The organism is uncultured Brevundimonas sp. (assembly GCF_963977465.1).
GTDB lineage: Bacteria > Pseudomonadota > Alphaproteobacteria > Caulobacterales > Caulobacteraceae > Brevundimonas.
The window spans coordinates 185,363-209,453 of sequence record NZ_CAXBOQ010000006.1 but is presented as its reverse complement, the minus strand read 5'-3'; the positions used below and the strand labels follow the sequence as shown (position 1 = coordinate 209,453).

Genomic DNA, 24,091 nt, shown 5'->3' with positions numbered 1-24,091 from the left:
GCTTTGGGGGGAAAGCGGACGTTCTCCCTAGGTCGGTGGGGTGGGGGAGAGGGCGGCGGGTGGAGAAGCGGTCGTCGGGCCGACAGCCAGCACGCCGTCATATGCACCATCCTTCACGGGTCCGAGGATGACACCCCGCGCCTGCGGGTCATCAACGCCCCTCGTCCTCTTTAGACCGCATTCGGCCTCGCAGCCCCAACTCTCGCCGCCCTGCTGGGCAAAATGCAGGGTGAGAGTGTCCGTCGCGTGCAGATGTCCGGCTGCGGGGAGGCCGACATCAGGCCACGGAGTAAACGGAGTCTTGCGGGCATGAAGGTCGCCCACGAGGATCAATACCCGTGCATTAGGGCGGACGACCAGAGCGCGGCTCATGCCATAGGCCATCTCCAACTCCCCCCACGCTTGATCACGCCCCGAAATGCGAGACAACAGCGGCTGGAAGGGGTGGAGGGCGATGTCGTTGCCTTCGGCTCGAAGCCGCCAAAAGCCCAACATCATGTCCATCATAGCCTGACTGTTTCGTCCGTCGTCCCTGTCGGCGCGTCCGAAGTCCCCATATCGGAGTAGCCGCGCTGCGCTGGCGACATCGGGGGCCGCCATGACCCGGTCAAACAAGGGCCGGTCCGCCTCGGACATCTCCAACCCCACGGTGACGGGACCCCGTTGTGCAGCCTCGCAGACGATGCCTAGGAACGCTGCCGGTGCCTCCACCGTGCCGTGTGTTTCCCCGACGACGATAATCCGTTGAGGCTGCTCCAGCAGAACATCCGTCCCCACCGGAGACGCACAGGCTGGCGAAGCACCTGTTAACAAAGCGGCGGCGAGTAAAGCGATCATCTGTCTCTCCGATACGGGTCCCAACCCGGACGCTACAGAACCGCTAGAATGTCCGCTATGGGTCGAAAGCCGACCGTCGCCAAAGGGTGGTTAGGAGGCACTCGAAATGAACCCCTGAAGATCACGGAGGACGGCTGGATGGGGATTCAAGATCGCCGACAAGTGGTTGCCGCCTGTCGAGACGAAGGGGATGCCGTGAAGGCTTGCGAAATGCCTCATCGGTCGATGGTAGGGATCGTCTTCCGCCGCCCACAATAGGACCGGAGCTTTCAAGTCTATTACGGCTGAGCGCGCGCCATCCAACTCACTCAGGGTGTCGAAGCAGGCTCGCACAGCGGGTTCGTCTTCGGCCCTTACGGTGTTGGCAAGTGACGGTGCGGCTTGACGTGCAAACCCCATGAACTGATCGAATGTCAGTGGGCCAGTTGGGCCGTGCGGCAGGCCGTTTTCAATATCCCATCCGCCGACAGCCAATGAAGAGAGCCGGTGCGGGTAGTGCTTCGCCATGCCGACGGCGGCCCATCCCCCCATCGAATACCCGATGATGTGCGCGCGCTCGCTATCTATGGCATCGAGAACCGCCACCACATCGGCTGTGCGCTCGCTTTGCACATAGAGGCTCGGATTATCAGGCTTGTCGCTTCGACCCTCCCCAAGGGAGTCGATGCAGACGACTCGGTAGTCAGCCGCAAGAGCCGGTGCGATCCCTCCAGCTTGCCACCCGTCCGCCATCAGAAGTCCGTGCAGCAGAACGACCGTGGGGCCGGTTCCTTCGACCGAGTAATGAACGCGGTGACCACGACGTGTAACGTTGGGCATGGGTCTTTCCCCTCGGTCAGTTCACCCTCACCATAAGCTGAAGGCATACCGCCATGACAATGTCTGCAATGGGTCGGAAGGGGACCTTCGCCCAGGGGTGAGAAGCGGACGTTTCGCTACGGTCGAATTGGTAACCGCCACGCCGCGACCAAGGCCGCAGCTTTCCGCACTATGTCCAGTCGATGTTCGTCGCTGGTCTGGAACGCGATCCGATCTCGCTCGATCTCAGCGAGATATTCGATGACCTCGACATCTGACGACCCCGTTCGCACCAACTCCCAGAAGCGCGGTAGGTAGGCTCGATATTCGTCGTCAGGCCCATCGAGGTCATAGACGCCAATCGGGTCCCACTGCCGGAACAGCAAGCGGTCCAAGGCCTCATAGGCCCCGGCATCCTCGGCACTGAGTTTGGTCCCCATCAGACCAGTTTGCGTTTTGTCTCGAAGGTCCGCAATGGGTCGAAAGCGGACGGACGGTTTAGGCTGGGAAGCGGACCTTGGTCTGATACGGTCTCGCGATGGGACCCATAAATTCCTCGGCGGCATCCATCGGCTTCTACGGTGATGACCTTGATCCGTCGGAGGTCACGCATTGCCTCGGCGGTGAACCAACCATGGGCATCGCCAAGGGGGCGAGTTGGACTACCAAACTCGGCACTGAAGCGACCGCCAAAACTGGCTCTTGGCGGTTGGTGGCAGAAAGGTCCGCGCCTGCGGACCTCGACGGGCAGATCAAGCAACTGCTTTCCAGCCTCAACGATGATCTCGTGGCATGGAGATCTCTGGCGGGGCGTTATCGGGGGCGGGTCTTTTGTGGGCTTTTTCTGGCTTCGTTGAATGAGGGACTGACACTCCAGCCCGACACTCTGCTGTTGATCGGCGAGCGCGGACTTGTCCTCGATCTCGACATCCACGAGCAGACACAACCGGATTGAACGTCCGCAACGGGTCGAAAAAGTCGGTCCACGCCCGAACCTGACGCACCGGCGGCCTACACTCCGCCCGCCGCACCCCGCGGCAGCCTGTGCAAAGACCCCCGTGACCCCGTCTCACCGTCCCCGTCGATCCGCCCCCGCCCACCCCGCCCCGCCGGCCAATGTGGACCCGGTGGACTCAGTGGACCCTGTTTTTCAGTTCACCCCCGCCGGCGACTCCCGGTAAGGAACGGAGCATGAACGCCAATCTGATCCTTGCCGCCGCCGCCGCGGTTGTCGCCGTCATCGCCCTGTTCTGGGCCCTGATGGAGCGGCGTCGCGCCACGGCGGCCGAGACCCGGGCCTGGGAGCTGCGCGAACGCTATGCCGAGACCGAGGCCCGCATGCGCCTGTTCGAGGACCAGGCCGCGACCTCGACCGAACTGCTGCGCGCCCAGGCCGCCCAGTCCGCCAATACCGTGGCCGAGGAACTGCTGAAGCGCACCGACGAGACCTTCCGCAATCGCGAACTGATGGCGCAGCAGCGGATGGAGGCCCAGCTCAAGCCGGTGGCCGAAACGCTGAAGAAATTCCAGGACCATGTGACGGCGCTGGAGAAGACCCGCAATGAGGAGACCGGCGGGCTGAAGGAACAGCTTGCCCTGCTGATGACCGCCTCGACGGCGACGCGCGACGAGGCGCGGCGGCTGACCGAGGCCCTGCGCGGCAATACCGGGCGGCGCGGGCGCTGGGGCGAACAGACCTGTCGCAATGTGCTGGAGGCCGCGGGCATGGCCGGGCGGTTCGATTTCGAGGAACAGACCTCATCCGCCAACGAGGAAGGGCGGCAGTCGCGGCCCGACTTCATCGTGCGCCTGCCCGGTGGCGGCATGTTCGTGATCGACGCCAAGGTGTCGCTGGCCTTCGTCGATGAGGCCGATGGCGACGACGAGGCCCAGCGGACCGCCGCCTCGCTCCGCACGGCGACCAGTATGAAGACCCATGTGCGGCAGCTGTCGTCCAAGGCCTATCAGGACCAGTTCAAGCCCAGCCCCGATTTTGTGGTCATGTTCGTGCCGGGCGACGCCTTTCTGGCCGCAGCGCTGGATCACGAGCCCGATCTGATGACCACGGCGATGAGCTCGCGGGTGGTGATCGTGACCCCGACCACATTGTTCGCCCTGTGCAAGGCGGTCGCCTATGGCTGGCGTGCTGACGAGCAGGCCAGGAACGCCGAGGAAGTCGCGAAACTGGGCAAGGAGCTCTACAAACGCCTGTCGGTCATGGGCAGCCATGCCGCCGCTGTCGGCCGCGCGCTCGACACCGCCGTGGGCAAGTACAACCAGTTCGTCGGCTCGCTGGAGAGCCAGGTGATGGTCTCGGCCCGTCGGTTCGAGGATCTGCAGGTGGATCACGAGGGCAAGGAGATGCCGGTCCTGCCGGCGCTGGACCAGACTCCGCGCAGCCTGAGTCGACCCGAACTGCTGGCCGGGGCCGCTGATTCCAAGCCGATCGGGCAGGGCCTGAAACAGGACTGATCACGACGGGTTTGCTGCGCGGCTGGACATTTGTTTGTCGTTTAGCTAAATAACGACACATGAGTATCGTCGTTCCTTTCAACGCCCGGCCTGACCGATGTCTGGTGGTCAATTTGTCAAGCGAGCTTGCTTTTGTGACAAGGGTGCTTGACCTGATCGGTGGTTGGTGTAAAACACCCTTGTCAAATAGACGCGGGAACTTGTCATGAAAATTTCAACGGCCCTGGCTCGCCGGCCGGCCATTCGATACCTCGCCGCCGTCGCGCTGTGTGCGGCCGGTGGTGGTGTCGGTGGTGTGCTGGCAGGCACTTTCGGGTCAGCCAGTCCGGTCGGCGTCCTGATCGCGGCAGCCGGCGGCACTTTCGCCATGCTGATCGTTGCGGGTTCATCTGTCCTCTGGTGGAACACCCTCGATGAGGCGGCCCGCGAAGCGCACAAATGGGCCTGGTGGTGGGGCAGCACCGGCGGCCTTGCCGTCGGCGGCGTTGCCGTGATCACCCTGGTCGGCAGCGCCGGAAGCGACGCGGTTGTTGCGGCTCTGGGGTCCGATCCGGTCGACATCCTACTGGCCGGAGGGCTTGCCTGCGCCCTGTTCCAGATCATCGGCTACGCCCTCGCCTGGGCCGGCTGGTGGCTGGTCCGGCGATAGGGGTGGGCCATGAACAACCGCCTTAAGGTTCTGCGCGCCGAACGCAACTGGAGCCAGGCCGATTTGGCCGAACAGCTCGGGGTTTCGCGTCAGACCGTCAATGCGCTGGAGACCGGTCGCTACGACCCGTCCCTGCCGCTCGCCTTCAGGATCGCCCGGGTCTTCGATCAGACGATCGAGTCCATCTTTTCCGAATAATCCCGACTCTCAACCGGCTTTTCGCCATCAACTTCGAACAGGATTTCGCCATGACCTTCATGACCCGTCTCAAGACCTCCGCCAGTGATCTGGCCCGCCACGCCGTGGGTGCTGCCTTCGGTGTCGCGCTGACCGCCGCCCTGGTCGGCAGCCTGCCGACGACCGCCCTGGCCCAGACTCCGGCTGCCACCGTCAGCACGCCGGCCCCGCGGGCCGAGGGTGCCGGCCCGGCGCTGTGGGCTATCCGTGACGCCGACTCGACCCTGTATCTGTACGGCACGGTGCATGTGTTGCGGCCGACCACGGCCTGGGGATCGGATCACGTCGACGCGGCTTTCGACAGCGCCACACGGTTGATTCTCGAGGTCTCCAACCCGGATGATCAGGCGGCGGCCATGCCCCTGATCCAGCAGTACGGCATCTCGCCGGAAACCCCGCTGTCGAGTCTGCTGACTGTGGATGAGCTGGAAGCGCTCGATGTCGCCGCCCGGTCAATGGGGCTCACCGCCGCCCAGCTCGACCCGATGCGGCCGTGGCTGGTGGCTCTGACCCTGTCGGTCGCTCCGTTGACCAAGGCCGGTTACGATCCGCAATCGGGCGTCGACCTGCTGCTGAAGGCGCGCGCCGAGGCCGCGGGCAAGACGGTCACCGGCTTCGAGACCATCGACGAGCAGATCCGCATCCTGGCGGGCTTCCCCGAGGCTGGACAGCTGGACTTCCTGCGCAGCACGCTCGAGGATTTCGAGGATGCGACGGTCGAGCTGGACAAGCTGGTCACGGCCTGGGCTGACGGTGACGTCGAGGCCATCGAGACCATCGGGGTCGAACCGATGCGCGACGCGAGCGAGCTGATGTACCAGTCGCTGCTGGTCAACCGGAACGCCAACTGGGCCGGGCAGATCGAGACCCTGCTCGAGGGTTCGGGCACGGTGTTCATCGCCGTGGGAGCCGCCCACCTGGCCGGCGATGACAGCGTCCAGTCGATGCTGGCCGCACGCGGCGTCACGGTCGAACGTGTACTGAACTAACGCCCAGCTACCGCTAATACCGAGGACCCGGTCGCCGCATGGCGACCGGGTTTTTCGTCCGGCATGGGGTGTCGACAGGAGTGAGGTCGCCCGACGGACGGAACCGGCCGCGTCGCTTCCCGTTTTTGGTCCTAGGGATGCTACAGAGACTGAGTGACATCAGACAGGAGCACGACTATCCCCAGCGCCTCCATGGATCCCGCGCGAGATAGGGCTGCCGAGGGCGTGCGCGCAGCCCTTGCGGATGCGGCCCGAAGTCCGATCGTCACCTCGTTCTTCGATGAAGCCACCTTCACGATCAGCCATGTGGTGCGTGATTCCGGATCGAGCGCCTGTGCCATCATCGACAGCGTGCTCGATTATGACGCCGCGTCCGGGCGAACCTCGACGGGTTCCGCCGACACCCTGATCGCCCATGTTCGCGCCGAAGGGTTGACGGTCGAATGGCTGCTGGAAACCCATGCCCACGCCGACCACCTGTCGGCCGCCCCCTATCTGCAGGCCGCTCTTGGCGGGAAGATGGCGATCGGGCGGGAGATCGTTCAGGTGCAGCAGGCCTTCGGCGAGATTTTCAACGAGGACGCCGCCTTCCATCGCGACGGCAGCCAGTTCGACCGCCTGTTCCGCGACGGCGACAGTTTCGCCATCGGCGGGCTGGAGGCGACGGTGCTACATGTGCCGGGCCATACGCCGGCCTGCCTGGCCTATGTCATCGGCGACGCGGTCTTTCCCGGCGACACCCTGTTCATGCCGGACTATGGCACGGCGCGTTGCGACTTTCCCGGCGGCGACGCGCGGACCCTGTACCGGTCGATCCATCGGCTGACATCCCTGCCCGACGCCGCGCGCGTGTTCCTGTGCCATGACTACATGGCCCCGCCCGGGCGCACGACCTACGCCTGGGAGACCACCATTGGGGCCGAGCGGACTGGCAATATTCATATCCGCGACAGCGTCAGCGAGGACGAGTTTGTCGCCATGCGCACGGCCCGGGACGCCACCCTGTCGATGCCCAAGCTGATCCTGCCGTCGGTGCAGGTGAACATGAACGGCGGCCAGTTGCCGCCGCCCGAGGACAATGGCGTGCGCTATCTGAAAGTGCCGCTCAACCTGTTGTGACGCTCCGGTCAACCCGGGCCTGATGACCAGAAGGAAGACGCTATGGATATTCGCAAGATCGACGACCGGCTGGATGCCTCGCCCCAGATCATGCTCGAGGACATGAAGGCCCTCGCCGACCTGGGTTATCGCTCGGTGATTTCGAACCGGCCCGACGGCGAGGAGCCGGGGCAGCCCGATGCCGCGCAGGTGAAGGCCGCGGCCGAGGCCGAGGGGCTGACGTTCCGGCACATCCCGGTCACCGGAGCGAGCATGGGCCCTGAAGCCGTGGCTGCCATGCGCGCCGCCCTCGATGAACTGCCCGGACCGGTGCTGGGCTTCTGTCGCAGCGGGACCCGCACCACCTGCCTGTGGGGCCTGGCCAACGCCGGAACCCGTCCGGCGCAGGAGCTGATCGAGACGGCCCGCGCCGCCGGTTATGACCTGTCACCGCTGAAGCCGCGACTCGAGAGCTGACGCAAACGGCACCTTCCAGCCTACGCGGGGCATGTTCGGGGGCGGGCCCGGCGGCGCAATTCTAAACTGATGGTGCGGGCGGCCGGGGTCGAACCGGCACTCCTTTCGGAACTGGATTTTGAATCCAGCGCGTCTACCAATTCCACCACGCCCGCAGCGTCCGCGCGCGATTGCGCCGAACTCCGGCGGTGGTAGCCCGGTGAGTCCGATCCCGTCAACGCAGGATTGGCGGTTGCACCCGGCGCGTCTGACCAAAGCTTAATCCGGCTGTTGCATCCGTATGGCACCGCCGGGGCCTCTTTCGGGTATCGCAGTCAACACCGGAAGGCCGACATGTCCCGCAAATCTCCGCTCACCGCCCTGGCCATCCTGATGGTCGTGGCCTCGTGCGCCGGGCCGACGCTGGTCATGGCACAGGACCGGTTGCGGCCTGATCACTCAGTCGCTGGCGGCGGAGCGGGGCGCGTGGCGAGTCCGGCGGGCTCCATATCCGTCCATCGCGAAATTGACGCGGAAACTGACGTAACGGGGCGGGACCACAGCGTCCGGGTCGGCCGTCACCCCCAGCCGGGCGCGGCGCGTGCCACTTAGTGCCGCCTCACCGAAATGGCCGCCCTGCGGGTGTTCGGCTTCGACCACGCAGGACCGCAGGGTACCGTCCGGATTGGTCAGGCAGGTCAGGACGGCGAAGCCCCGGGCGAATTGGGTGTCCGGATAACGTACCTGCGGTCGCCGCACCCACTCCACGCCGCCCGGGAGGCCGTTGCGGCCGATGTCCTGGATCTCGGCATCCCGCGGGTCCACCAAGGGCCGGTCGCAAGCGGTCAGGGTTTCGTCGATAGCCGCGCTTGAGGCTGGCAGTTCGAGAACGTACAGCAGGTTTCGCCCCCCCTCTGCGGCCCCCGGAACGCGGACCTTCAGAGTTCCGCCCTCCCGCAGTTTACGGGCGAATTCGGCGGGGCGGCTGCTGACCGCGACGCGTGACTCCATGGCCACATTCCAAGTCTGCTCCCGGAGTTCACGATCGCCAAAGGCAACGTCCAGTGGCCGGGTTTCGTACTCGGTTGGGGGCAGGCCCGTGATCAGGGCTTCATAGGAGCGGTTGATGCATCGGACAGCGATTCCGAGGCCATTGTCGAACGGGGTGTAGGCCATAATGACCCGCTGGGCCGGATCGCGCAGGATGTCCCAGTCGCGAGCCTGTTGGGCCATCACGGGTTGGGCAAAGGCTGCGATTAGCCCCGCCAAAAGCATCACACGCATCAAACTGGTCTCCGGAACGGAGAACAACCCTTAGGTGAGTTTGTCGCGACGTCAACGCGAAAATCGGCGAGCCTGAGGCCCCCGCCGCGCTGCTTCAGCCCAGCGGGGCGACCGTCTGTTCGATGGCTCCGAAGATCGAGTGGTGGGTGTCGTCCAGCATCTCGATCCGCACGGTGTCGCCGTGCTTGAGGAAGGGGGTCTCGGCCTCGCCGCGCAGGATGGTCTCGACGGTGCGGACCTCGGCGATGCAGGAATAGCCCTGGCCGCCGTCGGTGATCGGCTTGCCGGGGCCGCCGTCGGTGTCGCGGTTGGACACCGTACCCGAGCCGATGATGGTGCCGGCGCACAGCGACCGCGTCTTGGCCAGATGAGCGATCAGGGTGCCGAAATCGAAGGTCATGTCGACACCGGCGTCGGCCTTGCCGAACGCCTTGCCGTTCAGCTGGACCGACAGGGTGCCGTGCAGCTTGCCGCCGTTCCAGCGCGGGCCCAGTTCGTCGGGGGTGACGAACACGGGCGACAGGGCGGAAGCCGGCTTGGACTGGACGAAGCCGAAGCCTTTTGACAGTTCGCCGGGGATCAGGTTGCGCAGCGACACGTCGTTGACCAAACCGATCAGACGGACATGGGTCAGGGCCGCCTCGGACGAAACGCCCTGGGGCACGTCACCGGTTACGACCACGACCTCGGCCTCGAGATCGCAGCCCCAGGACTCGTCGGCCAGCGGGATGGGGTCGCGCGGCCCCAGCATCGAGTCGGAGGCACCCTGGTACATCAGGGGGTCGGTCCAGAAGCTGTCCGGCATTTCGGCGTTGCGGGCCTGCCGCACCAAGGCGACGTGGTTCACATAGGCCGAGCCGTCGGCCCACTGATAGGCGCGGGGCAGGGGGGCGGCGGCCTCCCGTTCGTGGAAGCGGCCGCGCGGCACCGCCTCATGCTCAAGGCTCTCGGCCAGAACCCGCAGCTGGGGTTCGCAGCGCGCCCAGTCATCGAGCGCCGCCTGCAGGGTCGGGGCGATCAGGAAGGCGTCCGTGAACCAGTTCAGGTCCCGCGAAACAACGACGAGGCGGCCGTCCCGGCCGTGCTTGAGAGAGGCGAGTTTCATGCCTCTGGCTTAGGCGGTTTTGGACCGGGAGGGAACCGTTCGATGTCAGTGATGCGCGGGTCGTTCGACCGGGGCCGTGTGGCACAAGGTGTGGCGCGCCTTGCGGAGCTCGCCGAGACGCAGGGTCTTGTCGGACCAGTGGTCGTGGAAGGCCCCGATGGCGCTGCGCAGGGCGCTGGCCCGCTCGGCGTCGGTCATATCCCGGACGGTCGCGGGCGGCGAAGATCGCGCCGATCCGGTGGCAGGGTCACCGGCGCTGTCACCCTTGAGGACAATCCGGCTGTTCTGAAGCACGGTCAGGTGGGGGGCGCAGCTTCCGCCGGTCGTCGTTGTCGCGCGCTCATCCTGGGACTTGCCCTTGATGGCCTTGTCGAGGGCGGTCAGCGGCTTGTTGAGACCGTCTGTCAGGGTCAGGACGGGTCCCAGCCGGGCGTTGATGGCCTCGCGCAGGGCCTTAGCCCGGGCCAGCAGCTGATCACTGTTGGCTGCCATGGCCGACTGGCAGGCCGCACTGATTGCGGTCCAGATATCGTCGGCCGCATCGGGGTCCTTGCGGCCGAACAGGTCGCGGGCGAACCAGGTCAGGACGATGGCCAGGGCCAGCAGCAGCAGGAAGGCGGCCAGCAGCATCGGCGGCAGGCTGAAAAAAACGTCCGGCGTGACCGGGTCGAACCCCCCGCCGTTCTGAAACTCTGACGGATATTGCGTCATGCAGCTGATGCCCCCAGTTGTGCGACCGCATGTTGCCGCCGTCAGACTGAATGGCAATCGAAAAGGTTAACGCGGGTCGGTGAACGGCGTCAGTCGGGTGGCGTGATCAGGGCCCGCGCCTCGGCCGTCTGCTGCCCCCCGGCCACCCGGACCTCGATCTCGACGGCAATCGCGCCCTGCGGTTCATGGGACCAGAGGTAGCGGCGCTCGATCTCGACCTCGCGGCCGGAGGGGGCGAAGCCGGTGAAGGTGTCGCCCCAGGGGGTGATGCGCTTCAGCTCCGGCCATTTGAGCGCGCAGGCAGCGTCCAGTTCCTCGATGGCCATGCTGGACAGTTCGTCATCGGCAACAAAGGCGGTCACAGCCACCTCCTGACCCGGTCACAATAGGCCTGGTAGTCCGCGCCGAATTTGGCGCTCAGATAGCGTTCCTCGCGGGCGATGACAAAGCGGTCGACGGCCAGCAGGCAGGGGAACAGCAGGCCCAGGGCGAACCAGCTGTCCATGGCCACCGCCAGGCCGACATAGGTGATGGCGAAGCCGACGTAGATCGGGTTGCGGCTGAAGCGGAAGGGCCCGTCGGTGACCAGGGTGGTCGACGGTTTCCACGGCTCTACGGCCGTGTTGCGGCGGCGGAACAGGCCCGCGGCCATGCCGTCGAGCAGCAGGCCGACGATGATCAGGCCGATAGCGAGGCCGCGTCGGACTTCGAGCGGCAGACCGAGATCCGGGCCGTTCAGCCAGACGTGCAGGCCCCAGCCCATGGCGAGGAAACCGAAATAGATCAGAGGCGGCGGCACGGCGACGCCGGGATGGTCGCGTTGGGTCACGGGCGCAGGGCCTCGTCACCGTAGATGGCGACCCGGGCCGGATGTTCGGACGAGATGGCACCGCGATACATGCCCGAGGTATTCATCGCGAAGCCGGGTACACCGTCCCGGGCCATGACCACCACGCCGCCGTCGCCGCCGATGGTGCCGACGTCCGCGATCTCGGCCTCGCCCGCCACCTGGGCCGAGGCTCCGGCTGCGGTGCGGGTGCAGATGTCGCGGGCCACGGTCGAACGGATGAAATACTCGCCGGTGCCAGTGGCCGAGACGGCGCAGCCGTCGGCGTTGGAGGCATAGGTGCCCGCGCCGATTATCGGGGCGTCACCGACCCGACCCCATTGTTTGGCATTGGTGCCGCCGGTCGAGGTGCCCGCGGCCAGATTTCCCTGCCGGTCGAGAGCCACGGCCCCGACCGTGCCGAATTTACGCTCGTTCAGCGGCGGCATGCCGGGCTGGTCGGTCAGGGCGGCTCCCTGGTCCGACGGGACGGGTACACCCTCGGGTCGGGCCGGGATCGGCAGGCTCTGGTCGCGCAGGCTGCGCAGCAGCCCTTGCCAGCGCCGCTCGGTGAAAAACCAGCTGGACGGAGCCTGTTCCAGACCGTCGGAGGCGGCGAAGGTATCGGCTCCGTCCCCAGCCAGCATCACATGGGGCGACCGTTCCATCACCGCGCGGGCGGCGGCGATCGGGTGGCGGGTATGGGTCAGGCCGGCCACGGACCCGGCGTCGAGGTCGGTGCCGGTCATGATGGAGGCGTCCATCTCGTTGCGTCCGGCAGCGGTGAAGACCGCACCGCGACCGGCGTTGAACAGCGGATTGTCCTCCATCGTCTCGATCGCGGCCTGAACCGCATCGAGGGCCGAGCCACCGTCAGCCAGCACCTTGCCGCCGGCCTCGAGTGCGACTTTGAGGGCAGCACGGTAGTCGGCGTCCTGACTCGGCGACAGATTGGCGCGTTCGATCACGCCGGCTCCGCCGTGGATGGCGAAGGACCAGGCGGGGGCCTCGTGGGCCGTGGCGGTACCGGCGAGCCCGGCGGCCAGACAGAAGGCGAGGATGGCGGACTTCATGACGGGCCCCTCCCGGGCAGGACTGGTATGGCGGCGTATAGGGGGATCGTAGCGGCCTGTTGCGGCCGTTACGATCCCCCAACTCTGTTCCTAGGCGTCGACCTTGATGACGCCGCGCCGGATCTGATCCAGCTCGATGGAGTCGAACAGGGCCTGGAAATTGCCCTCGCCAAAGGCCTGGTTGCCCTTGCGCTGGATGATCTCGAAGAAGATCGGGCCGAAGGTGTCCTGGGTGAAGATCTGCAGCAGCAGGCCGTCCTCGTCGGAGCCGTCGATCAGGATGCGGTTCAGACGCATGCGGGCGACGTCCTCGCCGTGACCGGGCAGGCGTTTGTCGATCAGGTCGAAATAGGTCTCGATGGTGTCCTGGAAGGGGATGCCGCGCCGCTTCATCTCCTCGACGGTCTCGAAGATGTTGTCGGTGTGCAGGGCGATGTGCTGGATGCCCTCGCCGTTGTAGCGACGCAGGAATTCCTCGATCTGGGAGTTGTCGTCCTGGCTCTCGTTGAGGGGGATGCGGATGGCCCGGTCGGGAGCGATCATGGCCTGGGACAGCAGGCCGGTGGCCTGGCCCTTGATGTTGAAATATTTCTGCTCCTCGAAGGCGAAGACGTCGCCGTAGAAGCCCGACCAGGTGCGCATCTGGCCGCGATTGACGTTGTGGGTCAGGTGGTCGAGGCAATACAGGCCGACGTTGTTCTTGCGCTCGGCCTCTTCCCAGCCCTCGATCTCGTCCCAGCCGTCATACAGCGAGCCGGCGTCGCCATACTGGTCGACGATGTAGAGCAACGAGCCGCCGATGCCCTGCAGGATGTAGGGATAGCCGCCGCCCAGCGCGCCGCCGTCGGTGCCTTCGGCTGGCTTGGCACCGCGCGACACCGCGCCTTCATAGGCCGCCTTGGCGTCGTTGACCCGGAAGGCCATGCCGTTGGCCGAGGGGCCGTGGTCCCGGGCGAAGTCGGCGGCCTGGCCCTTGGGCGTGGCGTTGACCAGCATGGTGATGTCGCCCTGTTTCAGGCGGACGGCACCGGTGGCCGGGTTCACATGGGTGCGGGTGAAGCCCATCAGCTCCAGCCGGGACAGCATGGCCTCGGGCTCGGGGCCGGTGAATTCGACGAACTCGAAACCGTCGACACCGAGAGGGTTTTCCTGGTCGAGGCGGACGGCGGCATCGGATTGGGGCGCATCATGCATGGGAGCGTCTCCTGAAGGGGGTAGCGGCGCGGCACCGCTGTGTGGCGCGGAACCTAGTCATCCGCGCCGCCTTCGCCAACCCGCCAGCCGAACACGATCTGGAGCGTGCGTCCGTCGGCAACGCCTGCTAGAGGCGGAGTGACCACCCGAAAGGACCCCATGCTTCGCAAGATGTACGACTGGGTTTTCGCCCTTGCGCGAAGCCGACACGCGACTCCGGCCCTGGCGGTCGTTTCGTTCGCCGAGAGTTCCTTCTTCCCGATTCCGCCGGATGTGATGCTGTGCCCGATGATCCTGGCGCGGCCGGAGCGAGCCTATTTCTATGCCGGGGTCTGTACCGCAGCCTCGGTGCTGGGCGGCATCCTCGGCTATGCCATCGGCTATTACCTGAACGACGTCGGGCTGTGGGTGCTGAGCCTGATGGGTCACGCCGACGGACTGGAGCATTTCAAGAGCTGGTTCGCCGACTGGGGGCTGTGGGTCATCCTGATCAAAGGTCTGACCCCGATACCCTATAAGCTGGTGACGATCGCCTCGGGTCTGGCGGCCTTCAGCTTCCCGGTCTTCATGGCGGCCTCGGTGGTGACGCGCGGCGGACGGTTCTTCCTCGAGGCCTGGATTCTCAAGAAATTCGGCCCGGCGATGCTGGCGGTGGTGGAGAAGCGGCTGGCCCTGTTCTCGATCATCGGCGTGATCCTGCTGGTCGCGTTGATCGCTGCGGTCAAGCTGCTGTAGTGCTCCATCGACGGACCCCGCGCGGGCGTCTATGAAAAGGCCGATGACCGAACTTTTTCGTCTCCTGACCCGCTGGTGGACCGCGTTCGCGCTCGGCATATCGTTGGCGATGCTGGCGGCGGCTCATGCGTTTGAGCGGTTTGCCGGCCTGTCGCCGTGCAATCTGTGTCTGCGGCAGCGCGAGGTGCTGTGGGGTGCGGTGACTATCGCCCTGGCCGCCACCCTGTGGGCCCTGGTCAGTCGGGCCAGCCGCGGCACGCCAAGGATCGCGTCCTTTCTGCTGTTTCTCGTTTTCCTGACCGGTACGGTCACGGCGGTCTTCCATGCAGGCGGCGAGTTGCACTGGTGGGCGCTGCCGGCGACCTGCACGGCCGGGGCTGGTGGACTCGATCTCGAGGCGGCCCTGAACTCCCTCGCGCTGGGCAACGGGCCCGTGGCCCGGGTGGCCATGTGCGACGCCGTGGCATGGAGCTGGCTGGGCCTGTCCATGGCAGGCTGGAATGCGCTGATTTCGGCGGTCCTCGCCCTTATCAGCCTGCTGGCCGCCAAGCGGCCCAAGGATGCCCGTGGCCCCGCAAACTAACGCCGATGATCGCCGCATTCCCCTGCCCCGTCCGGGCCGGGGGGCGAGTCGCGCGCGTCGGGCCGAGATCCTGAGGGTCGACCACGCCGGGGAATACGCCGCCGTACACATCTATCGGGCCCAGCAGGCCGTGTTTCAGGGTCGTGCCGGGCACGAGGCCGTGGCCGCCGACATGGGCGAGATGGGCGAGCAGGAAGCGGTGCATCTGGCCCGGTTCGACGCCCTGCTGAACGCCGAACGGGTGCGACCGACGATCATGACGCCGGTCTGGCGGCTGGCCGCCCTGGGACTCGGTGCCGGCACTGCCCTGTTGGGCGAGAAGGCCGCCCACGCCTGCACCGAGGCGGTCGAGAGCGTGATCGAGCAGCACTATGCCGATCAGATCGCCGAACTGGCCGACCGGGATCCGGCCCTGGCCGCCGAACTGACCCAGTTCCGCGACGAGGAGCTGGCCCATCACGACCATGCGGTCGAACAGGGCAGCCGCGATGCCCCCGGTCACCGGCTGCTGAGCGCCGTGATCAAGGCCGGCTGCCGGGTGGCGATCAAGGTCAGCGAACGCGTCTGACCGGCCCGCATGCCGATGATCAGGGTCGGGCGGTGTCCAGATCGAAGGCCAGCAGCAGGGTCCGCTGTTTGTCGCTGAAATTGTCGTCGGACAGCAGATAGAGCCTGACCCCGGCGGGTGTGGCCACGGCGGCGATACCCTCGAAATTATCGACCGTGCCGGGGTGTTTCAGCTCGATCAGAACGGGACCGAGGCTGCCGTCCATGGCCATGCGGCGCACGCGAGCCCGCACGTCGGCGGGCGGACGGAAACTGCGCTCGACCGCGAACCAGCCATCACCGGCCGGGTCCCGGTCCAGGCCGGTGATGCGGTAGTCAGCATCGACCAGCAGGACATCAGGCGGGGCGACCACGAAGCGGCAGCCCGTGGGGGAACAGTCCCAGACGCCGCCGGACTCCCCGGTGGCGCGCCAGCCGCCCGGCGCGGCGCTGAGCCCCTCCATCCCGTCATTGGCTGGAAATCCATAGTCGGGTGCGGCGACGGGGACGGGGTCTCCACCCAGCCGGGTGAGGGGCCCATAGTTCCAGATGCGGTGGTCGCGCTCGAAACTGATCAGCAGGTCGCCGGTGGCGGTGATGACCAGGCCCTCGGCGTCGCCATCGACCTTGTCGGTGATCGAGCGGCCGTTGGTCAGTGTCAGTCGGCGCACGCGGGGCTGGTCCAGACCGGTCAGGCGGCCGCGTCGATCCAGCCGCAGCCGGGCCCGGACCAGGTCTCCGGCATCGGACACGCTGATCAGGTCGCCGTCGACGATCTTCAGATCCGACAGGCCGTGCAGGGGTGTGGTTTCGGGACTGATGACGACGATGCCGCCGGCAAACCGGACCCCTGCCGCCAGATGGGCCCCGGGCAGCAGGCCGAGGCCGACCGGGCGGGTCTGTGCGGCGACCGGGGTCCAGCCGTCGGCGGGCGTCGCGAGCCAAGGGGCGGCCGGAACCGCGGCGCAGGCGGCCAGGGTCAGGGCCGCAGCCAGGGCCCCGAAGCGACTGAACAGGTTCATGCCGCTCGCCGGGCGCGAGACCGGCCGGTGCGGCGTTCGACCGTCTTCGGTTTGGCGTCGAACAGTTCGGCCAGTTTTTCGATGATGACCCCGGCCAGCTGTTCGACATCGACGATGGTCACGGCGCGGCGGTACCAGCGGGTCACGTCATGGCCGATGCCGATGGCGATCAATTCGACCGGCGAGCGGGTCTCGATCTCCTCGATGACCTGACGCAGGTGCTTGTCCAGATAGAGGGCGGCGTTGGCCGACTGCGTCGAGTCGTCGACCGGCGAGCCGTCGGAGATGACCATCAGGATGCGGCGCGACTCTGGCCGGGCCGTCAACCGGTCGTGGGCCCAGGTCAGGGCCTCGCCGTCGATGTTCTCCTTGAGCAGCCCTTCGCGCATCATCAGGCCGAGGTTCTTGCGGGACCGGCGCCAGGGCGAATCGGCGGCCTTGTAGATGATGTGGCGCAGGTCGTTGAGACGGCCGGGCATGGGCGGCTTGCCGGCGCTGATCCAGGCCTCGCGCGACTGGCCGCCCTTCCACGCGCGGGTGGTGAAGCCGAGAATCTCGACCTTGACGCCGCAACGCTCCAGCGTTCGGGCCATGATGTCGGCGCACACGGCCGCGACCATGATCGGCCGGCCGCGCATCGACCCAGAATTGTCGAGCAGCAGGGTGACGACGGTGTCGCGGAACGGGCTCTCGCTCTCGGCCTTGAAGGTCAGGGGGGCGGTCGGATCAGTGATGATTCGGGTCAGGCGGGCGGTATCCAGCACCCCTTCCTCGAGATCGAAGGACCAGCTGCGGTTCTGCTGGGCCATCAGGCGGCGCTGCAGCTTGTTGGCGAGGCGGGAGACGATGCTGCTGAGGGCCGTCAGCTGCTGGTCCAGCAGGGCACGCAGCCGATCCAGTTCCATCGGATCGCACAGGTCGGCGGCGTCGATAACCTCATCATAGGCGGTGGTGAACACCTTGTAGGCGTCGATCACCCGGCCGTCGTCGCCGGTTTGCTGCCGATTGGGCATTGAGCCGTCGTCCAGTTCCGGCCCGTCCTCGGACGCGTCGCCGTCGGGATCGGCCGGGCTGCCGTCGGGGCGGGCATCGCGATCCTCTTCGGCCGACTGGTCGTCGGCGGTGCCCTCCATCGACTGGCCACCTTCGCCACCGGAGTCCTCCTCGTCGTCCTGATCGTCGGCGGCGTCCGGGTCCTGGGGATCGGGCTCCTCGTCGCCCTGGTCCTCGGACGCATCGTCACCGCGACCGTCGCCGGGATCCATGTCCAGTGCCCGCAGCACGTCGCGCAGTTTCAGGGCGAAGGCTTCCTGATCGTCGGCGCTGATCGCCAGGGCGTCCAGCTGGTCACCGGCGCGGGATTCGATATCGGTGCGGACCAGATCGACCATGGCCCGGGCCCCGTCGGGGGCGGGCAGACCCGTCAGGCGTTCGCGCACCAGCAGGGCCAGGGCCTCGGGCACGGAAACCTGTTCGGCGTCAGCAGCGCGCAGGGCCCCGCTCTTTTCCAGCCGGGTCAGCAGGGCGGCACCCATATTGGCACGCACCCCGGCGAGGGAGTGGGAACCGACGGCTTCGACCCGGGCCTGTTCGACGGCCTCGAATACCTCGGCAGCGCGGCTGTCGGCGGGGCGCAGGCGGCTGTGCAGGCCCTCGTCGTGATTGGCCAGGCGCAGCGCCAGCCGGTCGGCCTGGCCTCGCAGGGTGGCGCTGTCGGGCCCGGATGGGTCGCGGGGCGGATGCGGCAGGGTCAGGACACCGTTGGCCAGGCGCGGGCCGTCGGAGCCGAAGGTCACCTCCAGCTCGGACTGCTCCGCCAGCGCGCGCGCCGCATGGGCGAGCGCCCGCTTGAAAGTCTCGGCAGGAGTGTCGGCAGCGGCCATGGGCTTCGTTAGCGTGTCCTGCACAAGGGGTGAAGACATGGACGTCGTGGGCGAAGGCTTATTCTTGTCCGGCGCGGTGTTTGGCAGGGTTTTGGAAAAGCGGGGTGCCAACCCTGCCAACCTGCCATGGCATCCGGAAAGGCCGGTCGCACAGTCGAATGCCACCCGCGCAATTTACCACACCGGACGAGGGTGCCAGGTTCAGGACGGGATATTTTATGAAAACCCTGTGAAATCAGATAGTTGTGGCGGTGCAAAATGCTGGAAACAGGCCCGTTCGCCGGCCGCGCCGGATCAGGCGGCGTTGGCCTCGATGGCGGCTTTCAGCTTGTCTTGGTGGGCGCGCATGCCCGTGACGATCAGCTCGGCGGCCTCGCCGGCGTCGCCCCAACCCTTGACCTTGGTTTCCTTGTTCTTCTCCAGGTCCTTGTAGCGGGTGAAGAAGTGCTGGATCTGCTCGACCATAATGTTGGGCAACTGCCGGTAGCTGGCGATGTCGGTGTAATAGGGGTGCAGCGCGTCGACCGGGACAGCGAGGATTTTCTCGTCCATGCCCTTTTCGTCTTCCATGATCAGCACGCCGATCGGGCGCGAGCGGATGACGCAGCCGGGCACGACCGGGGTCGGGTTCAGCACGATCACGTCGCAGGGGTCGCCATCATCCGACAGGGTGTGCGGCACAAAGCCGTAGTTGCCCGGATAATACATGGCGGTGTGCAGGAAGCGGTCGACGAACAGCGCGCCCGACTCCTTGTCCATCTCATATTTGACCGGGAGACCGCCTTGCGGGATCTCAATGATCACATTCAGGTCCCAAGGCGGATTGGGGCCGACGGGGATGGCGTCGATGTTCATGGTTGAACCGTATTGTGCAACTGCGAAAGAGAGGCGGGCGTGATAGTCCGGGTCGAGCCGGGGAGCAAGGCTGACTTGCTCCTGAACGCATCGAGCGGCAGGACAATGGCGAAGCGCGACGCAAGGTGTGGACGATGACGATTCCGGATATCGCGGCCCTGAGCCTCTTCATGGTGTGCTGGCTCGGTTACGGGCCGCTGCTCAATGTGCTGGCGCGACGCAGCGGGACACTGAACGACGACATGGTTCTGGTCCGGCGCGCCTGGATGCGGGTCATGGTCCACCGCGAGGTGCGGATCGTCGACAGCCAGCTGATGGGCCATACGATCAATTCGGCCTCGTTCTTCGCCTCGACCAACCTGCTGCTGATCGCGGCGGTCGGCGGCATATTGTTCGGCGGGGAAGGCGCTCTGCGGGGCGTGGCCGCTGTCGGGGCGGAGGCGGTGCCCCTGCCTCTGCTGGAGGGCAAGCTGGCGCTGATTCTGGTCTGTCTGGCGCGGGGCCTGCTGGATTTCATCTGGTCGATCCGGCAGCTCAACTACACCCTGGCCTTGATCGGCGCGGCCCCGGAGCTTGGGGACGAAGGCGATCGCCTCGCCCTGGGCGAGGCAGCGGCGGCCCTGCTCAACCCGGCCCTGAGCGCCTTCAGCCAGGGGGTGCGCGGCTATTATTTCGCCCTCGCCTCGGCGGCCTGGCTGTTCGGGCCATGGTGGCTGGCGGCGGGGGTGGCATCAGCCTTCGCCCTGCTGATCTGGCGCCAGGCCGGTTCCCCGGCGGCGCGGGCAGTGCGCACCGCCCGGCGGCTGTTGGAGTTGAAATAAGCCTTGCCGGGCGGGCTGACGTCGAGCGGTCAAGACCGGGCGCGCGAGTCGTAACCTGCTGTGATCGCAGGTGCGAGAAGTCCTCTTGACGTATTGTGCGCTGCAACCTAACTTTCTTGACGACGCCTCCGGGCGTCATGCCCTTTCTGGGCGTTTCCTCCCTATAGACTTCAATGCCGCGCCCTCGGGTGCGGCATTTTTTTATGCGATGTCGGCACACAGACCGGCGATGACCCGTTGCAGGCCGCTGACGCAGCGCGACCAGCCCGGCCCCGGTTCACGGGTCGATTCGTTGAAATAGAGACCACGGTTCAGTTCGATCTGGATGGCGTGGTAGCCGTCGTCAGGCCGACCCCAGATCCGGGTTGAATAGCCGCCGGGATAGGGCTGGTTCAGTGCCACCCGCCAGCCCAGTCGCTCGAAAGCGGAGCGCAGATCCCGGGTCAGGCTGGTGGTGCAACTGGTGCCGTAGCGGTCGCCCAGCACCACGTCAGGGCCTGTCGCGCCGCCGTTGACCCGCGCCGGCATCGAATGCCAGTCGATCAGGACGGCGCGGCCGTGACGGGCGTGGGCCGCCTGCATCAGGTCCGCCAGGGCCGCGTGATAGGGCGTGTGAATGCGCGCGATCCGGTCCCGGGCCTCGTGCAGCGGCAGGATGCGGTCATACAGGGGCAGGCCATCGCCGCCGAGGCGTGGCAGGACACCGAAACCCGCCGAGACCTTGGCCGACAAGGGGCCGTCAGGGACATCGGCGATCAGCCGAGGGTCCAATTCGGCCGGGTCGCGGTTCAGGTCCAGATAGGCGCGGCCGATCTGGCCGGCGATGATCACGGCCCCATGGTCAGATCCGGCCTCAATCAGGCGGTCCACGAGGGCGTCCTCGGTGCCATGGAGGGCGTCAGGTGCCAGCGCCGCCCGGGCCCGGAGGTCCGCCGGGCAGAACCGGCCGGAGTGGGGTGAGGCGAAGACGAAGGGGCCGGGCGCGGTACCGGGCGGCGTGATGCGAAAGCCGCCGGCCAGGTTCGATTCGACGGCATCGCCGGCCGCGGCTGTCATCTCTGGGTTCATTGACGGCATGTGTGCATCATTCCCCGGACCGTACACAGATGGCATTCAGGGATATTGCTGTTTTTCATGGCCGGTTTACCGTTCGGGGCCTAGCGTCCGGGTTAAAGATCAAGGGACGACCGGGGTATGGCGCGAATTCTGCTGGCTGAAGACGATGGTTCGCTGCGGGGTTTCCTGACGCGGGCGCTGGAACGAGCCGGCCATTCGGTGGTCGATTGCGAGAACGGCGACGACGCCATCGACGCGCTGGACCAGGGGCCGTGGGACCTGTTGCTGACTGATATCGTCATGCCGGGAGCCGACGGGATCGAGGTCGCGCGTGTTGCCGCCGCCCGCCAGCCCGGCATCCGCATCATGTTCATCACCGGCTTTGCCGCCGTGGCCCTGACGGCCGCCCAGGCCTCGCCCCAGGCCAAGGTTCTGTCCAAGCCCGTGCATCTGCGGGACCTGGTGACCGAAGTCGAACGGATGGTCGCCGCCTAGATCTGTCCGGGGTTGGGTCCGGCGGACGCTCAAATTCTTTTGTAGGCGGATGCGGCGTGTTGGCTCTTGCAGTGCGCGAGGCGACCGGGTTATAGACCGCTCCTTCCCGTTCCGGACCTGTCCGGAACCGCTTTGGCGGATGCGTAGCTCAGCGGGAGAGCACCTCGTTGACATCGAGGGGGTCACAGGTTCAATCCCTGTCGCGTCCACCATTCCTTCCCTTCACATTGCAAGCGTTGAAGATGTGGCGTCCCCTGCCGGATGCTGGCCAGCCCGCGCCTGACGCACGCTCGCGACGTGCTGGCTAGTAGACCGGGGCCATGGTCCGGGGGATCAGGGCCGTAGCGGCACGCATGGTGCTGGCGACCAGGTGGCGACGATCCAGAAATTTGGTGTCCATTATCCGGCAGCGCTCGTGGGCAATCGGGTCGTCGCTGACGAAGATCGTATAACTCTGCTTGCTCCGCACGGCGTTGAAGGCGGCAGCGATCCGGTCCAGTTCGTCCGGCGTTGCCTTGGCGTGTGGAACACGAATATCGAATATCCAGTCCCAGGCCCCCACCTCGGCGCGTTGTTCGAGGAGGCTGATGACCGTGTCGGCGACCGTTGTGGTCCGGGGCTGCGGCAGGACGGTTACGATAATTCGTTTCCGCCCCTCGTCTAATTTGAATCTTGTGGACATGGGAACGGATTGCCATTGCGGCAGGCAAGAAAGGCTTAAGGCCGACGTACGCAATTTCCTGAACGGGCGATCTGGTCGGTACTTCAGAGAAGGACGTCGGTCGCCTGTTCCGTGTCGCCTTCCAATGGGCCCGGAGACAGCCCTGCTGGACCCTGGGATCCAGACAGGGACTCAGCGAGGCGCTCGTATTCCTGCGCCAGTCGAAGGTCGGCCGCCCGGGCCCCGGCATCGTGCCGTTCGGCGGCACGCTGTCTCCAGACGGCGGCCCGATCCCTGTATTCGTCCGCGTTCACTCGAAACCTCACGACGACGGCAAAGCTGCCTTCGGAGGTCCAACGACTCAACGGAACGGATTCATCCCACGGGCGGCGTCAGGGCTCGCTCCAACCGGCGGCCAGCAGGTCCGCTTCGGCGGCGGCGTCGAGGGTCTGGCCGCTGATCAGGGCGTCGACCTCGGCCAGGATGGCCGCAGGGGTTTCGGCCGAGGCCGTGCGCAGGGCGGTGTCGGGCGCGACCCAGGGGGTGATCACCCGGGCCTGCCAGTGGCCATTCTTGCGACAGGCCAGACCCGCGACGCCGTCGGCGTCGGCGGCAAAGGTCCGGCACCATTCGCCGTCGACGGTTCTGAAGGTCAGATTCACCCGGCGACCGGAGGCATCGACGCCGTCGCCGGCCATGCGTGTGTCCAGTACCCGGGTCAGGGCCCCGTCGGCGATCTGCGCGCCGGGTTGCAGGACGAGCCCGTCGGGCGCTGGGCCGGGGGCGAGCCAGCCGACGCCGATGCCGGCCGCGAAACCGGCTACGGCCAGACCGGCCCACAGGGCCGGGCGGCGCAGTCGCGGGGCGAACAGGTGCGCCGGCGTGAACCGTCGGGTCGCCGTCCCCGTCTTGCTGGAGCGGATGTGGGCCGCGAGGGCAGTATCGAGGGGGTCAACGACGATCGGAAAGGCTTCGCGTGCCACGCAACGGGCCCCGCGCAGGGCTTCGGCCCGGGCCTGCAGGGCGGGGTCCAGTGCCAGGGCGGTCGTGACCCGTTCGTGCTCGGCAGCGGTCAGTTCGCCGTCGACAAAGGCCATCAGGGTCAGGTCATCGACGGTCATGGGTTCACTCCCTGGGCGGCGAGGGTCTGGATCAGGGTCTGGCGGGCCCTGACCAGTCGGCTGGTCAGGGTTCCGGCGGGGACGCCCGCGACGTCTGCCGCCTCGGCGTAGGACAGGCCGTCGATCAGCACGAGGGCCACCGCCAGTTGCTGGTCGCGCGGCAGGGCGTGGATGGCGGTGCGTACGGCCATGGCATCGGCGCGCAGCGTTTCGCCGGCCATGCTGGCGTCGGCCACGGCTTCGGTCGCCTCGGTGGCCGGTGTGACCACCCGGCCCCAACGGGTGCGCGATCGCCCCTGATCGATGAACAGGCGTCTCATGATAGTGAAGGTCCAGCTGTCGAGACGCGTGCCGGGGCGGAATCCCGACCGTTTCGCCAGGGCGCGCTCGACAGTGTCCTGAACCAGATCATTGGCATCGACCTCGGAGCGGGCCAGGGCGCGGGCAAGCCGGCGCAGGCGCGGCAGCAGTGCAACAAGGCCTTCCTGAAACTCATCCAATGGCGATCCCGGGTCATAATGGATAGAACGGCGTCGGCCGGACGTTTCATCCATATCGGCCGTGCGACCAAGATTTTTCTGACA

General features: G+C 66.5%; 29 protein-coding genes and 2 tRNA genes. 13 read left to right on the top strand and 18 right to left on the bottom strand.

The window, feature by feature from the left end; all coding sequences use genetic code 11:
* Positions 1-27: 27 nt before the first annotated feature.
* The 3 genes from AAC067_RS14020 to AAC067_RS14010 all read right to left on the bottom strand — a co-directional run bounded on the left by AAC067_RS14020 (position 28) and on the right by AAC067_RS14010 (position 2,075).
* Positions 28-837: a hypothetical protein gene (locus AAC067_RS14020; protein ID WP_339933471.1), complete on the bottom strand. Its 810-nt coding sequence runs from the start codon at positions 835-837 to the stop codon at positions 28-30.
* Between the two features lie 90 nt (positions 838-927).
* Positions 928-1,656, bottom strand: a complete 729-nt coding sequence (locus AAC067_RS14015; protein ID WP_339933470.1) for an alpha/beta fold hydrolase — start codon at positions 1,654-1,656, stop codon at positions 928-930.
* A 116-nt stretch (positions 1,657-1,772) separates the two neighbouring features.
* Positions 1,773-2,075: a hypothetical protein gene (locus AAC067_RS14010; protein WP_339933469.1), complete on the bottom strand. Its 303-nt coding sequence runs from the start codon at positions 2,073-2,075 to the stop codon at positions 1,773-1,775.
* 98 nt (positions 2,076-2,173) lie between these two features.
* On the opposite strand from AAC067_RS14010, the gene AAC067_RS14005 reads away from it, so the two are divergent.
* From AAC067_RS14005 to AAC067_RS13975, 7 genes are all read left to right on the top strand, one after another.
* The gene (locus AAC067_RS14005; protein ID WP_339933468.1) at positions 2,174-2,590 is read left to right on the top strand and encodes a DUF4279 domain-containing protein; all 417 of its coding nucleotides are present in this window, start codon (positions 2,174-2,176) and stop codon (positions 2,588-2,590) included.
* Between the two features lie 236 nt (positions 2,591-2,826).
* Positions 2,827-4,107 (top strand): DNA recombination protein RmuC, encoded by a 1,281-nt coding sequence (locus AAC067_RS14000; RefSeq protein WP_339933467.1) that lies wholly within the window; start codon positions 2,827-2,829, stop codon positions 4,105-4,107.
* A gap of 205 nt (positions 4,108-4,312) precedes the next feature.
* Entirely contained in the window at positions 4,313-4,756 is a 444-nt protein-coding gene (locus tag AAC067_RS13995) for a hypothetical protein (protein ID WP_339933466.1), read from the top strand.
* Positions 4,757-4,765: 9 nt separating this feature from the next.
* The gene (locus tag AAC067_RS13990; protein ID WP_339933465.1) at positions 4,766-4,954 is read left to right on the top strand and encodes a helix-turn-helix transcriptional regulator; all 189 of its coding nucleotides are present in this window, start codon (positions 4,766-4,768) and stop codon (positions 4,952-4,954) included.
* Positions 4,955-5,004: 50 nt separating this feature from the next.
* Positions 5,005-5,982, top strand: coding sequence for a TraB/GumN family protein (locus tag AAC067_RS13985; RefSeq protein ID WP_339933464.1), 978 nt, complete (start codon positions 5,005-5,007; stop codon positions 5,980-5,982).
* A gap of 192 nt (positions 5,983-6,174) precedes the next feature.
* The gene (locus tag AAC067_RS13980; protein ID WP_339933463.1) at positions 6,175-7,101 is read left to right on the top strand and encodes an MBL fold metallo-hydrolase; all 927 of its coding nucleotides are present in this window, start codon (positions 6,175-6,177) and stop codon (positions 7,099-7,101) included.
* Positions 7,102-7,143: 42 nt separating this feature from the next.
* Positions 7,144-7,557: a TIGR01244 family sulfur transferase gene (locus AAC067_RS13975; RefSeq protein ID WP_339933462.1), complete on the top strand. Its 414-nt coding sequence runs from the start codon at positions 7,144-7,146 to the stop codon at positions 7,555-7,557.
* Between the two features lie 70 nt (positions 7,558-7,627).
* On the opposite strand, the gene AAC067_RS13970 is transcribed toward AAC067_RS13975, so the two are convergent.
* From AAC067_RS13970 to hppD, 8 genes are all read right to left on the bottom strand, one after another.
* Positions 7,628-7,712 (bottom strand) — tRNA-Leu (locus AAC067_RS13970).
* Between the two features lie 283 nt (positions 7,713-7,995).
* Complete coding sequence (locus AAC067_RS13965) at positions 7,996-8,820, bottom strand: hypothetical protein (protein WP_339933461.1); 825 nt, start codon at positions 8,818-8,820, stop codon at positions 7,996-7,998.
* A gap of 94 nt (positions 8,821-8,914) precedes the next feature.
* Positions 8,915-9,925 (bottom strand): fumarylacetoacetate hydrolase family protein, encoded by a 1,011-nt coding sequence (locus tag AAC067_RS13960; protein WP_339933460.1) that lies wholly within the window; start codon positions 9,923-9,925, stop codon positions 8,915-8,917.
* Between the two features lie 45 nt (positions 9,926-9,970).
* On the bottom strand, positions 9,971-10,636 hold the full coding sequence (locus AAC067_RS13955) for a hypothetical protein (protein ID WP_339933459.1): 666 nt from the start codon (positions 10,634-10,636) through the stop codon (positions 9,971-9,973).
* Between the two features lie 89 nt (positions 10,637-10,725).
* Positions 10,726-10,998, bottom strand: a complete 273-nt coding sequence (locus tag AAC067_RS13950) for a hypothetical protein (RefSeq protein ID WP_339933458.1) — start codon at positions 10,996-10,998, stop codon at positions 10,726-10,728.
* Positions 10,995-11,465: an isoprenylcysteine carboxylmethyltransferase family protein gene (locus AAC067_RS13945; protein ID WP_339933457.1), complete on the bottom strand. Its 471-nt coding sequence runs from the start codon at positions 11,463-11,465 to the stop codon at positions 10,995-10,997. The genes AAC067_RS13950 and AAC067_RS13945 overlap by 4 nt, the downstream gene beginning before the upstream one ends.
* Positions 11,462-12,535, bottom strand: a complete 1,074-nt coding sequence (locus AAC067_RS13940; protein WP_339933456.1) for an isoaspartyl peptidase/L-asparaginase — start codon at positions 12,533-12,535, stop codon at positions 11,462-11,464. Before AAC067_RS13940 ends, AAC067_RS13945 begins: the two co-directional genes overlap by 4 nt.
* Before the next feature lie 90 nt (positions 12,536-12,625).
* Positions 12,626-13,729: a 4-hydroxyphenylpyruvate dioxygenase gene (gene hppD / locus AAC067_RS13935; RefSeq protein WP_339933455.1), complete on the bottom strand. Its 1,104-nt coding sequence runs from the start codon at positions 13,727-13,729 to the stop codon at positions 12,626-12,628.
* 159 nt (positions 13,730-13,888) lie between these two features.
* Here hppD and AAC067_RS13930 point away from each other — a divergent pair, with 159 nt between their 5' ends.
* The 3 genes from AAC067_RS13930 to AAC067_RS13920 are packed head-to-tail and all read left to right on the top strand — an operon-like array spanning position 13,889 to position 15,615.
* Positions 13,889-14,464, top strand: coding sequence for a YqaA family protein (locus AAC067_RS13930; protein WP_339933454.1), 576 nt, complete (start codon positions 13,889-13,891; stop codon positions 14,462-14,464).
* A gap of 43 nt (positions 14,465-14,507) precedes the next feature.
* Complete coding sequence (locus AAC067_RS13925) at positions 14,508-15,047, top strand: disulfide bond formation protein B (protein WP_339933453.1); 540 nt, start codon at positions 14,508-14,510, stop codon at positions 15,045-15,047.
* Positions 15,031-15,615 carry a demethoxyubiquinone hydroxylase family protein gene (locus AAC067_RS13920; RefSeq protein ID WP_339933452.1) on the top strand — a complete coding sequence of 195 codons (585 nt, stop codon included), beginning with the start codon at positions 15,031-15,033 and terminating at the stop codon, positions 15,613-15,615. Before AAC067_RS13925 ends, AAC067_RS13920 begins: the two co-directional genes overlap by 17 nt.
* A gap of 19 nt (positions 15,616-15,634) precedes the next feature.
* Here the strand turns inward: AAC067_RS13920 and AAC067_RS13915 are convergent, their stop codons facing one another.
* The 3 genes from AAC067_RS13915 to ppa all read right to left on the bottom strand — a co-directional run bounded on the left by AAC067_RS13915 (position 15,635) and on the right by ppa (position 19,353).
* On the bottom strand, positions 15,635-16,615 hold the full coding sequence (locus AAC067_RS13915; RefSeq protein ID WP_339933451.1) for an esterase-like activity of phytase family protein: 981 nt from the start codon (positions 16,613-16,615) through the stop codon (positions 15,635-15,637).
* Positions 16,612-18,498 carry a cobaltochelatase subunit CobT gene (gene cobT / locus AAC067_RS13910; protein WP_339933450.1) on the bottom strand — a complete coding sequence of 629 codons (1,887 nt, stop codon included), beginning with the start codon at positions 18,496-18,498 and terminating at the stop codon, positions 16,612-16,614. Before cobT ends, AAC067_RS13915 begins: the two co-directional genes overlap by 4 nt.
* 294 nt (positions 18,499-18,792) lie before the next feature.
* A complete protein-coding gene (gene ppa, locus AAC067_RS13905) occupies positions 18,793-19,353 on the bottom strand; it encodes an inorganic diphosphatase (protein WP_339933449.1) in 561 nt (186 codons plus the stop codon).
* A 134-nt stretch (positions 19,354-19,487) separates the two neighbouring features.
* On the opposite strand from ppa, the gene AAC067_RS13900 reads away from it, so the two are divergent.
* On the top strand, positions 19,488-20,174 hold the full coding sequence (locus AAC067_RS13900) for a DUF599 family protein (protein WP_339933448.1): 687 nt from the start codon (positions 19,488-19,490) through the stop codon (positions 20,172-20,174).
* A gap of 201 nt (positions 20,175-20,375) precedes the next feature.
* Here AAC067_RS13900 and AAC067_RS13895 read toward each other — a convergent pair whose 3' ends face one another.
* Positions 20,376-21,230: an N-formylglutamate amidohydrolase gene (locus tag AAC067_RS13895; protein WP_339933447.1), complete on the bottom strand. Its 855-nt coding sequence runs from the start codon at positions 21,228-21,230 to the stop codon at positions 20,376-20,378.
* Positions 21,231-21,368: 138 nt separating this feature from the next.
* On the opposite strand from AAC067_RS13895, the gene AAC067_RS13890 reads away from it, so the two are divergent.
* Both AAC067_RS13890 and AAC067_RS13885 read left to right on the top strand, forming a co-directional pair.
* Positions 21,369-21,725 carry a response regulator gene (locus tag AAC067_RS13890; RefSeq protein ID WP_300448772.1) on the top strand — a complete coding sequence of 119 codons (357 nt, stop codon included), beginning with the start codon at positions 21,369-21,371 and terminating at the stop codon, positions 21,723-21,725.
* Between the two features lie 137 nt (positions 21,726-21,862).
* Positions 21,863-21,937: transfer RNA gene (locus AAC067_RS13885), tRNA-Val, on the top strand.
* 92 nt (positions 21,938-22,029) lie between these two features.
* On the opposite strand, the gene AAC067_RS13880 is transcribed toward AAC067_RS13885, so the two are convergent.
* The 3 genes from AAC067_RS13880 to AAC067_RS13870 form a co-directional block, all read right to left on the bottom strand.
* Positions 22,030-22,407, bottom strand: coding sequence for a hypothetical protein (locus AAC067_RS13880; RefSeq protein ID WP_339933446.1), 378 nt, complete (start codon positions 22,405-22,407; stop codon positions 22,030-22,032).
* A gap of 371 nt (positions 22,408-22,778) precedes the next feature.
* Positions 22,779-23,507, bottom strand: coding sequence for a hypothetical protein (locus AAC067_RS13875; protein WP_339933445.1), 729 nt, complete (start codon positions 23,505-23,507; stop codon positions 22,779-22,781).
* Positions 23,504-24,007: an RNA polymerase sigma factor gene (locus AAC067_RS13870; protein ID WP_339933444.1), complete on the bottom strand. Its 504-nt coding sequence runs from the start codon at positions 24,005-24,007 to the stop codon at positions 23,504-23,506. The genes AAC067_RS13875 and AAC067_RS13870 overlap by 4 nt, the downstream gene beginning before the upstream one ends.
* Between the last annotated feature and the right edge of the window lie 84 nt (positions 24,008-24,091).

Coding starts and splice junctions, on each gene's coding strand:
- AAC067_RS14020 (WP_339933471.1), bottom strand. CDS start 837: ATGATCGCTTTACTCGCCGCCGCTTTGTTAACAGGTGCTTCGCCAGCC.
- AAC067_RS14015 (WP_339933470.1), bottom strand. CDS start 1,656: ATGCCCAACGTTACACGTCGTGGTCACCGCGTTCATTACTCGGTCGAA.
- AAC067_RS14010 (WP_339933469.1), bottom strand. CDS start 2,075: ATGGGGACCAAACTCAGTGCCGAGGATGCCGGGGCCTATGAGGCCTTG.
- AAC067_RS14005 (WP_339933468.1), top strand. CDS start 2,174: ATGGGACCCATAAATTCCTCGGCGGCATCCATCGGCTTCTACGGTGAT.
- AAC067_RS14000 (WP_339933467.1), top strand. CDS start 2,827: ATGAACGCCAATCTGATCCTTGCCGCCGCCGCCGCGGTTGTCGCCGTC.
- AAC067_RS13995 (WP_339933466.1), top strand. CDS start 4,313: ATGAAAATTTCAACGGCCCTGGCTCGCCGGCCGGCCATTCGATACCTC.
- AAC067_RS13990 (WP_339933465.1), top strand. CDS start 4,766: ATGAACAACCGCCTTAAGGTTCTGCGCGCCGAACGCAACTGGAGCCAG.
- AAC067_RS13985 (WP_339933464.1), top strand. CDS start 5,005: ATGACCTTCATGACCCGTCTCAAGACCTCCGCCAGTGATCTGGCCCGC.
- AAC067_RS13980 (WP_339933463.1), top strand. CDS start 6,175: ATGGATCCCGCGCGAGATAGGGCTGCCGAGGGCGTGCGCGCAGCCCTT.
- AAC067_RS13975 (WP_339933462.1), top strand. CDS start 7,144: ATGGATATTCGCAAGATCGACGACCGGCTGGATGCCTCGCCCCAGATC.
- AAC067_RS13965 (WP_339933461.1), bottom strand. CDS start 8,820: ATGCGTGTGATGCTTTTGGCGGGGCTAATCGCAGCCTTTGCCCAACCC.
- AAC067_RS13960 (WP_339933460.1), bottom strand. CDS start 9,925: ATGAAACTCGCCTCTCTCAAGCACGGCCGGGACGGCCGCCTCGTCGTT.
- AAC067_RS13955 (WP_339933459.1), bottom strand. CDS start 10,636: ATGACGCAATATCCGTCAGAGTTTCAGAACGGCGGGGGGTTCGACCCG.
- AAC067_RS13940 (WP_339933456.1), bottom strand. CDS start 12,535: ATGAAGTCCGCCATCCTCGCCTTCTGTCTGGCCGCCGGGCTCGCCGGT.
- hppD (WP_339933455.1), bottom strand. CDS start 13,729: ATGCATGATGCGCCCCAATCCGATGCCGCCGTCCGCCTCGACCAGGAA.
- AAC067_RS13930 (WP_339933454.1), top strand. CDS start 13,889: ATGCTTCGCAAGATGTACGACTGGGTTTTCGCCCTTGCGCGAAGCCGA.
- AAC067_RS13925 (WP_339933453.1), top strand. CDS start 14,508: ATGACCGAACTTTTTCGTCTCCTGACCCGCTGGTGGACCGCGTTCGCG.
- AAC067_RS13915 (WP_339933451.1), bottom strand. CDS start 16,615: ATGAACCTGTTCAGTCGCTTCGGGGCCCTGGCTGCGGCCCTGACCCTG.
- cobT (WP_339933450.1), bottom strand. CDS start 18,498: ATGGCCGCTGCCGACACTCCTGCCGAGACTTTCAAGCGGGCGCTCGCC.
- ppa (WP_339933449.1), bottom strand. CDS start 19,353: ATGAACATCGACGCCATCCCCGTCGGCCCCAATCCGCCTTGGGACCTG.
- AAC067_RS13900 (WP_339933448.1), top strand. CDS start 19,488: ATGACGATTCCGGATATCGCGGCCCTGAGCCTCTTCATGGTGTGCTGG.
- AAC067_RS13895 (WP_339933447.1), bottom strand. CDS start 21,230: ATGACAGCCGCGGCCGGCGATGCCGTCGAATCGAACCTGGCCGGCGGC.
- AAC067_RS13890 (WP_300448772.1), top strand. CDS start 21,369: ATGGCGCGAATTCTGCTGGCTGAAGACGATGGTTCGCTGCGGGGTTTC.
- AAC067_RS13880 (WP_339933446.1), bottom strand. CDS start 22,407: ATGTCCACAAGATTCAAATTAGACGAGGGGCGGAAACGAATTATCGTA.
- AAC067_RS13875 (WP_339933445.1), bottom strand. CDS start 23,507: ATGACCGTCGATGACCTGACCCTGATGGCCTTTGTCGACGGCGAACTG.